Here is a 14225-nt window from a genome sequence, read left to right on the forward strand (position 1 = left end):
GCTTCCTGAGACCAGATCTAGGAAGACCCTAGCTTAGTCTCCAGTGCTGCGTAAGCCGCTGGCATCATGCTCCGGATTTGGCAAACACGACTTGGCGGACGTCGATGTTCCCCGACAGGAAACCTGCTTCGCAGTAGGAGAGATAATATTCCCAGAGCCGGCGGAAGCGCTCGTCGAAGCCTGAGGGCGTGAGGTTCGGCCAGGCGCTGCGGAAATTGCTTCGCCAGATCGCAAGCGTCTTGGCATAATCTTGCCCGAAGATGCGCTCGCGAATGACGGGCATGCCAAACCGGTCGCCGAACGATTTCAGGATCTGCGGCGTTGGCAGCATGCCGCCGGGGAAGACGTAGCGCTGGATGAAGTCGACCTCGCGCCTGTAATTCGGAAACAGGCTGTCCTGGATGGTAATCGCCTGGACACCGGCGAGTCCGCCGGGCAGCAGGCGGTCTCGCAACTGCGAGAAATATTTCGGCCAGAACTGCTCGCCGACCGCCTCGATCATCTCGATCGACGCGATGCGGTCATAGCGGTCGCGCTCGTCGCGATAGTCCTGCAGCCGGATCTCGACCTTCTCGGCCAAGCCCGCCTCTTGGATGCGGCGCTGCGCGAACTCGCGCTGCTGCTCGCTGATGGTCAGCCCCACGACCTTGGTGCCGAACGTCTTGGCGGCATATTCCGCGAAGCCGCCCCAGCCGCAGCCGATCTCAAGCAGCGTCTGCCCGGGCTTGAGATCGATCGCCTCGGCGAGCCGCTTGTACTTGTTGGTCTGCGCCGCCGTGAGGTCGGTGGTGTGCTCCTCGAACAGCGCCGAGGAATAGGTCATGCTCGGGTCGAGCCAGGACGAATAGAACGCATTGCCGATGTCGTAATGGGCGTAGATGTTGCGCTTGGCCTGGCGCTTGGTGTTGCGGTTGAACCAGTGCCGCACCAGCTGCGCGAACCGGATCAGCGGCTTGTCCTCCAACATCGATTGCAGCAGATGCTGGTTGACGCAGAACAGATAGAGGAATTGGGTCAGGTCCGGCGTGTCCCAGTCGCCATTGAGATAGGCCTCGGCAATGCCGATGTCGCCGCCATTGATGATGCCGGCGGCGAAGCCGTAATTGGCCAGGATCATCGCCGCCGCAGGACCCGGCTCGACCCCGCCGAGCCGGACGATGCGGCCGTCGGGCAGGGTCACGTCGAGCGTTCCCTTCCTCAGCCGCGAGCCGAAGCCGAGCGCGAGCCGCGGCAGGCGGGGCAGATCGGCAAGCACCTTGTCGATGTTGGCGGGGGTAACTGGGATGACGTCCGGCATGGCAGGTCCATTCACGCAAACGGCTCTGTCTCCGCGCCTCCCATGCGGCTGCCGCTGAGGCGCCGTTCGGGTCCAGGAGGCTGGAGCAGAGCGCGCTGTCCGTTTCCGGTCAGCGCTGCGATATATAAGCGGGGCTGTCGTTTCTCGCCAAGCCGGTATCGGTTCCCGTCCCTGTCGTGCCGTCACGCGGAACGAGCCGGACGCCCTTGATCCAGAGCCGCAGCGCCTCCCAATGGATGGCGCCGAAGATCTTCAGGGTGACCAGGGGCAGGGAGCCGAAGACGGCGAGCAGGGCACGCGACGTGAGGCTGCGGCGGCGGCCGAAGAAGGTCGCGGCGAGCAGCGGTCCGTCGGCTCCAGTCTCCAGGATCCGCAACTTCACGATGTCGCCGGGCGGGGTGACGCGGAAATGGTAGCGCATCGCCATGTCGATGAAGGGCGAGACGTAGAACGTCTTGTCCTGCTCCTGGCGCAGCCCCGCCTCGGTGAGCTCGCCGGTGCCCACCGGCAGCACATAGGGCTTGATCTCGCCAAAGGTGTTGCGGACCTCGTAGATCATCAGCGCCAGGCTGCCATCGCTGCGATAGCAGAAATACACCGAGAGCGGATTGAAGACGTAGCCGAGCAGCCGCGGATAGCACAGCAAGAGAACCTGTCCGCCGCTGAGATCGACGCCGTGCTCGGACGCGCAGCTCTGCGCGTAGGCGAGCAGCGATGAGCCGTCGCGCCGGCCATGGTCTCGCTCGTGAAAGCTGTAGAGCGCGCGCCGGTTGACGCCGAAAAGCGCGGACTGCCGGTCCGCCGCGTCGAGCCGGCCGAGGTCGATCAGCAGGCTCATCACGCGATACTGGAAGCGATGGACGGCCGGCCGCATGCGAGCGTGCATGACCTCGCCGACATAGAGCGCCGCGGCCTGCGCCTGCTCGTGTTGTTCTTGTTGGTCCGGAGTCATGTCGTGTTCATTCCGCAGCTTCGGCGAGCTCGGCGGGAAGCCCACGCCACGGCACGGCCGCGCCGAGTGCCTCCGCCACAGCGAGACCCGAGCGCAGCCCGTCCTCGTGGAAACCATAGCCGGTCCAGGCGCCGCAGAACCAGGTGTGGCGCTGCCCCTGAATCGCTGCCAGACGCTTCTGCGCCGCAAAGGCGGCAGCGGTGTATTGCGGATGCTCACAGACATATTTGCCGAAAGTCAGCTCCGGGGCCGGAGCGAAGGGGGGATTGAGGCTGACGAACAGCGGCTTGTCATGGTCGATGCCCTGCAGATTGTTCATCCAATAGGTCACCGCCACATCGTTCATCGGAACGCCCTCGCGCTGCCAGCGCAGGAAATTCCACGACGCCCAGGCGCGGCGCCGCTTCGGCATCAGCCTGGGATCACGGTGCAGATAGATCGTGTTCGGCGAATATTTGATCGCGCCGAGCACGCTGCGCTCCTGCTCGTCGGCGTCGGAAAGCATCGCGAGCGCCTGGTCGCTATGTGCGGCGATGACGACGTGATCATAGGTCTCGCGATGGCCGCTGCTGTCCTGAACGACCACGCCATGAGCCGTGCGCTCGATATTGGTGACTGCGCTGCCGAGCCTGACATGGTTGCGGAAGCTCGCGGTCAGTTTCTCGACATAGCGTCGGCTGCCGCCCTTCACCGTGCGCCAGACCGGGCGGTCATACTGCAGCAACCGATGGTTGCTGAAGAAAGCGATGAAGTTCTCGGCCGGAAAGTCCAGCATCTCGGAGGCCGGCGCCGACCAGATCGCCGCGCCCATCGGCGCCAGATAATCCGTCAGCAGACGCGGGGCGAAATGGTTTTGGCGGAAATAGTCGCCGAGCGTCAGTCCCTCCAGGCGGCCAGCCTTGAAATCGGCCGTGCTCTGCTCGTTGAAGGTGAGGATGTCCCTGAGCATCCACAGATAGGATGTCGACAGCAGGTTGCTCGGCTGGGCGAACAGCCCCTTGGCGGTGTCGAGCCAGGTGTTGCCGCCGCCCTTCCATTCGAACCGACCGGCATCCGCCGTGACGGCGAAGCTCATGCTGCTGTCGACCGTCTCGACCCCGAGATGGTCGAACAGCGCCGTCAACTCCGGATAATTCAGCTCATTATAGACGATGAAGCCGATGTCGACCGACACCGGCGTTCCGGCATAATCGATCGTCACGGTGTGGCTGTGGCCGCCGGGACGGAGATCTCGCTCATAGACGGTGATCGGATAACGCTTCGCCAAGGACCAGGCCGCGGCATTGCCCGCGATACCCGTTCCAACCACCGCAACTCGCATCGACGTCCCCCCTCGAATTCACGTGCAAGTTACGGGGCCGCCGCCAAAGGGTTTCAGAGCGCGTTCCGAACGTCACACCACACCCCAAAATCGCACGCGACAGATGAAATCTTGGTAAGGCTGTGGGCGCAGACAGGCGGAGCTTTTGCAAGAAAACCCGCTGAATTACGGGGGAATCAGTGATTCCCGCGCAATTGTCAGCGCGCCCACGGCCCGGGGACAGGGCAACTGCAGGGCTGTCCGGCGCTATGGGCTGCGGCTAGAATGATTCCCAAAGACTACAGGGAAGCATCACGCCAGTGTCCATCGTGCCGATTGCCGTCGACGAGCCTTGCCGCGCGTCCGTTCACACGCGGACCGTCGCCGGAAAGCCGGACAACCGTGCTCCGGTTGGCCTGCGGCATTTCGTCCGCCTGATCGCCGCGCTCGGATTGGCGGCGAGCTCCGCCGGCTGTCTGCTGACGCAGGATATCCCTGATCCCGCCCTCGATCTGCCCAAGCGCTACAAGTCCGCATCCGGCGCGGACATCGCAGCGCCGCCGGCGCTGGATTGGTGGCGCGGCTTCGGCTCCCGCGAGCTGACCCAACTGATGGAGGAGGCGCAGAGCGTCAACCTCGACATCGCCGCTGCCGTGGCGCGGTTCAGGCAGGCGGACGCGCTGGCGCGGCAGGCCGGCGCGGCGCTGCTGCCGAGCCTGTCCGCCAACGGGCAGGAGACCTATTCGCGCACCTCGGGCTCGAGCTCGAGCGGGCTCACCAATGGCGGCCGCGAGGTCGTCAACTATCAGGCGTCGCTGTCGGCGAGCTATCAGCTCGACTTCTCCGGCCAGAACCGCGACGCGTTGCAGGCGGCCGAGGAGACGGCGGTCGCCAACCGGTTCGATCGCGACGTCACCCAGCTGACCACGCTGGCCACCGTTGCCAACGCCTATTTCCAGGTGCTCGCGGCGCAGGACCGCATCCGCACCGCCGAGCGCAACATCGCCAGCGCCACGCGTGTGCTCGATGCGATTCGCGAGCGGCAGAAGGCGGGCACCGGCAACGATCTCGACGTCGCCCAGCAGGAGAGCGTGCTCGCCAACCAGAAGGCCGCGGTGCCGCCGTTGCGCCAGACGCTCGACCAGAACGTCAATGCGCTCGCCGTGCTGGTGTCGCGCTCGCCGGAGGGCATCCGCATCTCCGGCGGGTCGCTCGACCAGATCAGGACGCCGCGGGTCACACCCGGGCTACCGTCAGAGCTGTTGACGCAGCGGCCTGACATCCGCCGGCAGGAGGCCCAGCTCGCATCGGCCACGGCGAATGTCGGCAGCGCGCGGGCGCAGTTCTTCCCCAGCATCCAGCTCACCGGCAATGGCGGCTACCAGAGCGCAGCGCTGGTCTCGTTGTTCCAGCCGCATGCGGCGTTCTTCAGCCTGGCCGGCAGCCTGACCCAGCCGATCTTCGACGGCGGCCGGATCCTCGGCAATTTCGAGAATGCCCAAGCGCGCCAGGACGAGCTGCTCCAGACCTATCGCAAGACCGTCATCCAGGCCTTCACCGACGTCAACAACGCGCTGTTCTCGATCAAGCAGACCACGCTGCGGCTGCAATTGCAGCGGCAGGTCGTTGCCGCCTCCCGCCGCGCCTTCGAGCTGTCCGAGCAGCAGCTCCGCGCAGGAACCGCCGACATCGTGACCGTCTTGAACACGCAATTGACGCTGTTTCAGGCCGAAGACGTGCTGTGGCAGGCGCAGCTCGCGCGCCTGCAGGCGTATGTGAGCCTGTACCAGGCGCTCGGCGGCGGCTGGGAGCCGCGCATGGAGAAGTCGGCCGATGCTCTTTAAACCGGACGAGAAGGGAGCCGGGGTTGTGAAGCGCGCGCGTTCGAGCGTGGCGCGGCGGCTGGTCTCGATCACCATCACGCTGCTGATCCTGGGCGGCCTCGGCTATATCGGCTGGATTGCGATGCAGCAGAAGCAGCAGGCCAACAACCGCTTCGCGCGGCCCGATCTTCCGGTGCCGGTCCTTGCGGCATCGCCCGTCATCAAGGACGTGCCGGTCTATCTCGACGGTGTCGGCTCGGTGCGTGCGTTGAACACGGTGACGGTGCGCTCGCAGGTCGACGGCAAGCTGATCGCGGTCAATTTCGTCGAAGGCCAGGACGTCAAGCAGGGCGACGTGCTCGCCGAGATCGACCCAGCGATCTACCAGGCGCAATACGACCAGGCCGTCGCCAAGAAGGCGCAGGACGAGGCGCAGCTCGCCAACCAGAAGCTCGATCTGGCCCGCTACGAGCAGCTCGCCGCCAGCAGCGCCGGCTCCAAGCAGCAGGCCGATACGCAGCGTGCCGTCGTCGCGCAGCAACAGGCGCTGATCAAGGCCGACCAGGCCGCGATCGACAATGCCGCGGCGACCTTGAGCTACACCAAGATCGTGGCCCCGCTGTCGGGGCGGGCGGGCCTGCGCCAAGTCGACAAGGGCAACATCATCCACGCTTCCGATACGACCGGCCTCGTGGTCATCACCCAGTTGCAGCCGATCGCGGTTCAGTTCAGCCTGCCGCAGCAGCAGATCATGCGCGTCAATGCCGCCGCCGCCAAGGGTGCGCTCGCCGTCGACGTGTTCGGGAATGATGGTGTGACGGTCATCGACACCGGCACGTTGCGCGGCATCGACAACCAGGTCGATCAGACCACCGGCACGCTGAAGCTCAAGGCGGAGTTTCCCAACGCCAAGTTCCAGCTCTGGCCCGGCCAGTTCGTCAACGTCCGCCTCAAGGTCGAGACCTTGTCCCAGGCGATCACGGTGCCGACCTCGGCCGTGCAGCGCGGCCCCGCCGGCACCTTCAGCTACGTGATCGGCGAGGGCGACATCGCCGCGGCCCATCCGGTGACGGTGGTGCAGCAGAACGAGAGCGAGGCGGTGATCGCGAGCGGCTTGAGCCCGTCTGACCGCGTGATCACGACCGGTTTCGCCAATCTCGCTGACGGCGCCAAGGTCGTGGTCGGTCGCGCCGATCAGGCGCCGCAGGTCGATCTCGCGCCACGTAAGCGCGGCCGCAATCCGCAAGGAAAGGATCAAGCCAAGGAGCAGGCGAAGGAGGGCGGTGCGCCGCCCGAGGGCGCGCCGAAAGACGGCGAGCGCCGCCGGCGGCCGTCGCCCGATGGCCAGAGCGACGCGGGAGGGCCGCCGCAGGGAGCGGGCGAGCAGGGACGTGGTGCGAGGCCGCAACCATGACGCGACAGGCAGAGTGACGGGGCCAGCCGCGATGAGCGTCTCCGAACCCTTCATCCGCCGGCCGATCGCGACCTCGCTGCTCGGCGTCGCGCTGCTGATCGGCGGCCTGCTCGGCTATCTCGCGCTGCCGGTGTCGGCACTGCCGCAGGTCGATTTCCCGACGGTGCAGGTGACGACGCAACTGCCTGGCGCCAGCCCCGACGTGATCGCCTCGCTGATCACGGCGCCGCTGGAGCGGCAGCTCGGGCAGATCCCGTCGCTGTCGCTGATGAACTCGACCAGCTCGTTCGGCGTCAGCCAGATCTCGCTGCAGTTCGATCTCGGACGCGACATCGATGGCGCCACGCAGGACGTGCAGGCCGCGATCAACGCCGCCGCCGGCGTGCTGCCGAAGTCGCTGCCGTATCCGCCGACCTACGCCAAGGTCAATCCGGCCGACGCGCCGGTGATGACGCTCGCGCTGACCTCCGACACGATCTCACTGCGCGCGATGAGCGACATGGCCGACACCATCTTGGCACAGCGGCTAAGCCAGGTCTCCGGCGTCGGCCGCGTGTCCGTGCTCGGCGGATTGAAGCCGGCGGTGCGCGTGCAGGCGGACCTGGCGCGGCTCGCCGCCTATGGCATCTCGATGGAAGACCTCCGCGCGGCCATTGCCGGCGCCAATGTCTCCGGACCGAAGGGGTCGCTCGACGGCGCGCAGCAGGCCTATCTGATCACGGCCAACGACCAGATCGTCGCCGCCGACGCCTATAAGCCGATCATCATTGCTTATCGCAACGGCTCCCCGGTCACGATCGGCGATGTCGCCACCATCGTGGATGGACTCGAGAACGACCGCACCGGCGGCTGGTACCAGGGCGTCCCCGCGGTCATCCTCGACATTCAGCGCCAGCCCGGCGCCAACGTCATCGAGGTCGTCCGGCAGATCCGCGAGGAAATCCCCAAGCTGCAGCGGACGATCCCGGCCGGCGTGAAGCTCGCCATCGTCAGCGACCGCACCGTCACGATCCGCGCCTCCGTCCACGACGTGCAGTTCACGCTGGTGCTGAGCGTGGTGCTGGTGACGCTGGTCGTGCTGCTGTTCCTGCGCTCGATGCGCGCCACGATCATCGCCGGCGTGGCGCTGCCGCTGTCGCTGATCACGAGCTTCGGCGTGATGTATTTCGCCGGCTTCAGCCTCGACAATCTCTCGCTGATGGCGCTGACGATCGGCACCGGCTTCGTCGTCGACGACGCCATCGTGATGATCGAGAACATCGTGCGCCACATGGAGGATGGCGAGAGCGCGATGAACGCTTCGCTTCGTGGCGCGCGCGAGATCGGCTTCACGGTGATCTCGCTGACGGTGTCGCTGATCGCGGTGTTCATTCCGCTGCTGTTCATGTCGGGCCTCGTCGGCCGCATGTTCCGCGAGTTCGCGTTGACGCTGACGATTGCCGTGGTGACGTCGGCGGTGGTGTCGTTGACCCTGACGCCGATGATGTGCTCGCGGCTGTTGAAGCATGCCAGCGACGAGTGGGTGCTGCCGGGACTGAACGCGATCAGCCGCTTCATCGACCGCACGGTGGCGGTCTATCACCGCAGCCTGCTCTGGGTGCTGGACCGCCAGACCGAGACGCTGGTCGTGACCTTCGCGACCTTGGCAGCGACGCTCGCGCTCTACATCGTCGCGCCCAAGGGCTTCCTGCCGCTGCAGGACACCGGCTCGATCACGGCGGTGACCGAGGCGGGGCCGGACGTCTCGTTCGCGGAGATGAGCCGGCGCCAGGCGCAGATCTCCGCGGCGATCCAGGCCGATCCCGATGTCATGGGCGTCGTCTCGGTGATCGGCGCCGGCTCGGTCAATCCGACCACCAATGTCGGCCGCCTGGTCCTGACCTTGAAGCCGCTCGGCGAGCGCAAGGATGGCGTCGCCACTGTCATCGACCGGCTGAAGCAGAAGATCTCCGGGGTCCCCGGCATGACCGTCTACTTCCAGCCGGTGCAGGACGTGCAGATCTCGACGCAGGCGAGCCGGTCGCAATATCAGTACACGCTGACCGGTGCCGATGCCGCCGAAGTCTCGAAATGGGCGCGGCAGCTCGTCGGCGAGATGCGGCGCGATCCGCTCTTCCGTGATGTCTCGTCCGAGGCGCAGGAGGGCGGCCTGCGCGCCGAGCTGACGATCGATCGCCAGCGCGCCGGCCAGCTCGGCGTCAGCCTGCAGGCCGTGACCGACACGCTGAACGACGCCTTCGCGCAGCGGCAGATCTCGACGATCTACGGCCAGGCCAACCAGTACCGCGTGGTGCTCGAGGCGCTGCCGATGTATCAGCGCGATCCCTCGATCCTCTCTAAGCTGTATCTGCCGGGCGCGGGCGGGCAGGTGCCGCTGTCGGCCGTGGCGACGCTCAAGCGCACGACGACACCGCTGGCGATCTCGCACCAGGCGCAATTCCCCGCGGTCTCGCTCAGCTTCAACCTCGCGCCCGGCGTCGCGCTCAGCGAGGCGGTGGACGCGCTTCACGCCACCGAAAACCGCATCGGCATGCCCGGGAGCATCATCGGCGTCTATTCGGGCGATGCCGCCGAATTCGCGAAGTCGCTCGCCGGCCAGCCCTGGCTGCTGCTCGCGGCCGTCATCACCATCTACATCGTGCTCGGTGTGCTCTATGAGAGCTACATCCACCCGATCACCATCCTGTCGACCTTGCCGTCCGCCGGCGTCGGCGCCATCCTGGCGCTGATGCTGTTTGGCCAGGATCTCTCGGTGATCGGCCTGATCGGCATCATCCTCTTGATGGGCATCGTCAAGAAGAACGCGATCATGATGATCGACTTCGCGCTGGAGGCGGAGCGGCACGAGAGCCGCACGCCGACCGACGCAATCGTGCAGGCGTGCCTGTTGCGATTCCGCCCGATCATGATGACGACCTTGGCCGCGCTGTTCGGCGCGCTGCCGCTGGCGATCGAGAGCGGCACCGGCTCGGAGCTGCGCTTCCCGCTCGGCATCTCCATCATCGGCGGCCTGCTGCTCAGCCAGTTGCTGACGCTCTACACCACGCCAGTGATCTATCTCGCGCTCGACCGCATCAACCGCCGCTTCGAGCGCGCGCTGCCGCCCGCACCTGACCTGCCGTCGCCGCCGATTGCCGGTGCCACCGAAGGCATCCAGTGATGGCCTCGATCTCCGAGCCGTTCATTCGCCGGCCGGTCGGCACCACGCTTCTCTCGATCGGCCTGTTCCTGATCGGGATCGTCGCCTACATCTTCCTGCCGGTGGCGCCGGTGCCGAATGTCGACTTCCCGTCGATCTTCGTCAGCGCCTCACGGCCCGGCGCCGATCCCTCGGTGATGGCGGCGACGGTGGCCGCCCCGTTGGAGCGGCGGCTCGGCGAGATCGCGGGCGTCGACCAGATCACCTCGACGAGCTCGCTCGGCACCACCAACATTCAGATCCAGTTCTCGATCGGTCGCGACATCGACAAGGCGGCGCGTGATGTGCAGGCCGCCATCAATGCCGCGCTCTCGGACCTGCCGAGCGACCTGCCGGCGCTGCCGCGCTACCGCAAGGCCAATACCGCCGCAGCTCCCGTGTTCGTGTTGGCGCTCACCTCGAAAACGATGACGCCGAGCGCGATCTATGACGTCGCCGACACCGTGCTGGCGCAGCGGCTGTTTCAAGTGCCGGGCGTCGGCAACGTCACGGTCAGCGGCGCCGATCAGCCGGCGGTGCGCATCGCGCTCAATCCGGTGTCGCTCGCCAATGCCGGCATTGCGACCGACGACGTGCGCCTCGCGATCGTCAACGCCAATCCGATCGGGCCGGTCGGCATCTTCGAAGGCGGGCGGCAGAGCGAGACCATCGCGGTCAACAGGCAGATGCGGACGGCGGCCGAGTTCCGCGACATCCTGATCAAGAGCAGCAATGGCAGCTTCGTGCGGCTCGCCGATGTCGCCGATGTCGAGGACTCCGTCCGCAACGTGCGCTCGATTGCCTGGTTCAACAAGCAGCCGGCGGTGCTGATCCAGATCGCCAAGCAGGGCGATGCCAATGTCATCGAGACCGTCGATCGCGTCAAGGCGCTGATCCCCGAGCTCAAGCAGTGGATCCCCGCAGGGATCGAGATCTCGACCCTGATCGACCGGACCGGCACGATCCGTGCCTCGGTCGAGGACATGCAGTGGACCCTGCTTGCGACCGCCGTGCTGGTGATGGTGGTCGTGTTCGTGTTCCTGCGGCGCCTGGTGCCGACGGTGGCGGCCGGCGTCTCGGTGCCGCTGGCGCTGGCCGGTACCTGTGCGGCGATGTGGCTCGCCGGCTTCTCGATCGACAATCTGTCGCTGATGGCGCTGGCGATCTCCGTCGGCTTCGTCGTCGACGACGCGATCGTGATGATCGAGAACATGTATCGCAATCTCGAGCATGGCCTGTCGCCGATGCGCGCCGCGCTCGATGGCGCCCGGCAGATCGGCTTCACGGTGCTGTCGATCAGCCTCTCGCTGATCGCGGCCTTCGTACCCCTGATCTTCATGGACGGTGTCGTCGGCCGCCTGCTGCGCGAATTCTCGCTGACGCTGACCTTTGCGATCGTGGTCTCGACCCTGGTGTCGCTGACGGTCACGCCGATGATCTGCGCGCACTACATCAAGGAGACGCTGTCCGATCGCGCCACCTGGTTCGACCGTGTTGTCGAGGGCACGCTGTCCGGCATGGTGCGCTTCTATGCCTGGACCCTGCGCGGCGTGCTGCTCTATCCGTTCCTGACCTTGCTGGTGTTCTTTGCCACCATCGCGCTCACGGTGACGCTCTACATCAAGGTGCCCAAGGGCTATTTCCCGACCGACGATTCCGGCTTCATCATCGGCGCGACCAGAGCCTCGGCCGACATCTCGTTCCAGTCGATGCTGGCCTTGCAGCAGCGGCTTGCCGACATCGTGATGGCCGATCCGGCCGTCGCCGGCCTCGGCTCGACCATCGGAGGCGGCGGCGGGCCGGGCGGCGCGACGTCGAACCGCGGCACGATGTTCATCAATCTCAAGCCGCCGGCGGAGCGCGAGGGCGTCTCGACCGAGCTCGTGATCAATCGGCTCAGGCGCAGCCTCGCGATGGTGCCGGGCATTCGTCTCTTCATGTTCGCCGCCCAGGATGTCCGCGCCGGCGGCCGGCAGAGCGATTCCGACTATCAGTACACGCTGAGCAGCCCGGATCTCGACCTGCTGCAGACATGGGCGCCGATCGTCGCCAAGCGGCTGGAGACCGTGGACGGCATCACCGACATCTCCAGCGACCGCGATCCCGGCGGCTTGCAGCTCGCGCTCCGGATCGACCGGCAGAAGGCGGCGAGCCTCGGCGTGCGCGTGCAGGACATCGACAACGCGCTGAACAACGCGTTCGCGCAGCGCCAGATCTCGATCGTCTACAGCCAACGCAACCAGTACATGGTCGTGCTGGAGATCGATCCGAAATTCCAGACCGACCCATCCAATCTCGACCGCATCTATGTCGCGGGGGCAGGGGACGCGCAGATTCCGCTGTCAGCGCTGGTCAAGGCGGAGCGCGGCCTGTCGCCGCTCGCCGTGTTTCATTCGCAGGCGTTCCCGTCGACCACCGTGTCGTTCAACCTGCTGCCCGACGTGCCGTTGCAGGTGGCGACGGCCAACATCCAGCGCGCGGTCGACGAGCTGCACATGCCCGAGGGCATCCGCGGCGGCTTCGACGGCAATGCCGGCGACTTCAACAAGGGCAGCGGCCGGCAGCCGCTGCTGATCCTGTCGGCGCTGGTCGCGATGTATATCGTGCTCGGCGTGCTCTATGAGAGCCTGGCGCATCCGCTGACGATCATCTCGACCCTGCCGTCGGCCGGCCTCGGCGCGCTGCTGGCGCTGCAGGTGACCAACACGCCGCTCACCGTGATCGCCTTCGTCGGCATCATTCTCCTGATCGGCATCGTCAAGAAGAACGGCATCATGCTGGTCGACTTCGCGCTGGAGGCCGAGCGCCAGCGCGGCATGTCCTCGGCGGATGCGATCTTCGAGGCCTGCCGGGTGCGCTTTCGGCCGATCCTGATGACCACGCTCGCGGCGCTGTTCGCCGGCCTGCCGCTGGTGGTCGCGACCGGGCCCGGGACCGAGCTGCGCCGCCCGCTCGGCATCACGATCATCGGCGGCTTGCTGGTGTCGCAGATCCTCACGCTCTACACGACGCCGGTCATTTATCTCTTGATCGACCGGCTGCGCCGCCGGTCCGCGCCGGAGCCGTTGGCGGCGCCGGCCGAATGAGCCGTTGTGGCAGTCGTCGCGGGCGCGTATAGGCGCGCCATGTCCGAACATCCTCACGATCACCCGCCGCTCGCCGCCGAGCCGCCGCCCGACTGCCCGCGCTGCCAGAAGCCCGAGCCGCTGTGCATCTGCGACAGCGTCACGCCGATCGACAGCCGGCTGGGGCTCTTGATCCTGCAGCATCCGCAGGAGCAGGACCGCGCGCTCGGCACGGCACGGCTCGCCGCGCAGCATTTCAAGAACGCCGTCGTGAAGGTGGGGCTGTCCTGGCCGAGCCTCGCCAAGGCGCTGGGACGCCCGGTCGATGATCCCTCGCGTTGGGCGATCCTCTATCTCGGGTCCGCCAAGGCGGCCGAGCTCGATCCCGAGAGCGAGGTCGTCGCGCTGACCCGCAAGGGCGAGGTCGCCGAGAACCAGCGCGGCATCCTCAAATCGATCGAGGGCGTGATCCTGCTCGACGGCACCTGGAGCCAGGCCAAGGCGCTGTGGTGGCGCAATCCGTGGATGCTGAAATGCCAACGCGTGGTCCTCGGCCCGCGCCGACCCTCGCGCTACGGCCACCTGCGCCGAGAGCCACGCAGCGACGGACTGTCGACGATCGAGGCGGCAGGCCTGCTGATGGCGGCCCTCGAGCGACGCCCGGAGATCGCCGCGACCCTCGATGCCAGCTTCGAGCGCATGCTCGAGCGGTATCGAGAGGTGGAAAAGGCCCATCCGGAGCTGACGCCGCGGCCCAAGCCCCGGGCCAAGCCGGATTGGCGCCGCCGTAAACGGCGGGTTTAGGAACCGGGGGTACGCTTCTTGCATTGCAGCATAGCGGGAGAATGCGAGGAGCTATGCAGGACGCAGAGAAGTCGAACGTGGTGCAGTTCCGGGATTATGCCAGCCGTCGCGTGAGCCGCGGCAGCGGCGAGCCGTCGGCAAGCTGCGCGGTGACCGCGCCACGCGGCGCCATCCTGCCATGGCCGCGCGGGCAGGCGCCATATCCCGGCGGGATCGACGATCTTCCGATCTAGACGGCTTGTGTGCAGCGCCGACGAGAGTGGTTGCCTCGGCGGCGGATTGCCTATAATGCTCCGCCTGTTGGGGCCACGTGGCGGAGTGGTTACGCAGCGGTCTGCAAAACCGTTTACACCAGTTCAATTCTGGTCGTGGCCTCCACTCCAATTCAATCA

Annotated in this window: 9 protein-coding genes and 1 tRNA gene; 7 read left to right on the plus strand and 3 right to left on the minus strand. The window is 66.4% G+C overall.

Annotated elements, in window-relative coordinates:
* Nucleotides 1-64 precede the first annotated feature (64 nt).
* From ACVILH_RS24040 to ACVILH_RS24050, 3 genes are all read right to left on the minus strand, one after another.
* Complete coding sequence (locus ACVILH_RS24040) at nucleotides 65-1297, minus strand: class I SAM-dependent methyltransferase (protein ID WP_456715100.1); 1233 nt, start codon at nucleotides 1295-1297, stop codon at nucleotides 65-67.
* A gap of 109 nt (nucleotides 1298-1406) precedes the next feature.
* The gene (locus tag ACVILH_RS24045) at nucleotides 1407-2249 is read right to left on the minus strand and encodes a DUF1365 domain-containing protein (protein WP_456715101.1); all 843 of its coding nucleotides are present in this window, start codon (nucleotides 2247-2249) and stop codon (nucleotides 1407-1409) included.
* Between the two features lie 7 nt (nucleotides 2250-2256).
* On the minus strand, nucleotides 2257-3570 hold the full coding sequence (locus tag ACVILH_RS24050; RefSeq protein ID WP_456715102.1) for an NAD(P)/FAD-dependent oxidoreductase: 1314 nt from the start codon (nucleotides 3568-3570) through the stop codon (nucleotides 2257-2259).
* A 299-nt stretch (nucleotides 3571-3869) separates the two neighbouring features.
* Between ACVILH_RS24050 and ACVILH_RS24055 the strand changes: the two genes are divergently transcribed.
* From ACVILH_RS24055 to ACVILH_RS24085, 7 genes are all read left to right on the plus strand, one after another.
* Complete coding sequence (locus ACVILH_RS24055) at nucleotides 3870-5393, plus strand: efflux transporter outer membrane subunit (protein ID WP_456715103.1); 1524 nt, start codon at nucleotides 3870-3872, stop codon at nucleotides 5391-5393.
* Entirely contained in the window at nucleotides 5383-6786 is a 1404-nt protein-coding gene (locus ACVILH_RS24060; protein ID WP_456715104.1) for an efflux RND transporter periplasmic adaptor subunit, read from the plus strand. Before ACVILH_RS24055 ends, ACVILH_RS24060 begins: the two co-directional genes overlap by 11 nt.
* A 31-nt stretch (nucleotides 6787-6817) precedes the next feature.
* A complete protein-coding gene (locus ACVILH_RS24065) occupies nucleotides 6818-9946 on the plus strand; it encodes an efflux RND transporter permease subunit (RefSeq protein WP_456715105.1) in 3129 nt (1042 codons plus the stop codon).
* Nucleotides 9946-13050, plus strand: a complete 3105-nt coding sequence (locus tag ACVILH_RS24070) for an efflux RND transporter permease subunit (RefSeq protein ID WP_456715106.1) — start codon at nucleotides 9946-9948, stop codon at nucleotides 13048-13050. The genes ACVILH_RS24065 and ACVILH_RS24070 overlap by 1 nt, the downstream gene beginning before the upstream one ends.
* A 39-nt stretch (nucleotides 13051-13089) precedes the next feature.
* A complete protein-coding gene (locus ACVILH_RS24075) occupies nucleotides 13090-13833 on the plus strand; it encodes a tRNA-uridine aminocarboxypropyltransferase (protein WP_456715107.1) in 744 nt (247 codons plus the stop codon).
* 53 nt (nucleotides 13834-13886) lie between these two features.
* Complete coding sequence (locus ACVILH_RS24080) at nucleotides 13887-14066, plus strand: hypothetical protein (protein WP_456715108.1); 180 nt, start codon at nucleotides 13887-13889, stop codon at nucleotides 14064-14066.
* Nucleotides 14067-14137: 71 nt separating this feature from the next.
* A tRNA-Cys gene (locus tag ACVILH_RS24085) sits at nucleotides 14138-14211 on the plus strand.
* Nucleotides 14212-14225 lie beyond the last annotated feature (14 nt).

The organism is Bradyrhizobium sp. USDA 4353 (assembly GCF_054063215.1).

What these genes read in the sequence shown, in the direction of transcription:
- ACVILH_RS24040 (WP_456715100.1), bottom strand. Translation starts at nt 1,297, where the DNA reads ATGCCGGACGTCATCCCAGTTACCCCCGCCAACATCGACAAGGTGCTT.
- ACVILH_RS24045 (WP_456715101.1), bottom strand. Translation starts at nt 2,249, where the DNA reads ATGACTCCGGACCAACAAGAACAACACGAGCAGGCGCAGGCCGCGGCG.
- ACVILH_RS24050 (WP_456715102.1), bottom strand. Translation starts at nt 3,570, where the DNA reads ATGCGAGTTGCGGTGGTTGGAACGGGTATCGCGGGCAATGCCGCGGCC.
- ACVILH_RS24060 (WP_456715104.1), top strand. Translation starts at nt 5,383, where the DNA reads ATGCTCTTTAAACCGGACGAGAAGGGAGCCGGGGTTGTGAAGCGCGCG.
- ACVILH_RS24065 (WP_456715105.1), top strand. Translation starts at nt 6,818, where the DNA reads ATGAGCGTCTCCGAACCCTTCATCCGCCGGCCGATCGCGACCTCGCTG.
- ACVILH_RS24070 (WP_456715106.1), top strand. Translation starts at nt 9,946, where the DNA reads ATGGCCTCGATCTCCGAGCCGTTCATTCGCCGGCCGGTCGGCACCACG.
- ACVILH_RS24075 (WP_456715107.1), top strand. Translation starts at nt 13,090, where the DNA reads ATGTCCGAACATCCTCACGATCACCCGCCGCTCGCCGCCGAGCCGCCG.
- ACVILH_RS24080 (WP_456715108.1), top strand. Translation starts at nt 13,887, where the DNA reads ATGCAGGACGCAGAGAAGTCGAACGTGGTGCAGTTCCGGGATTATGCC.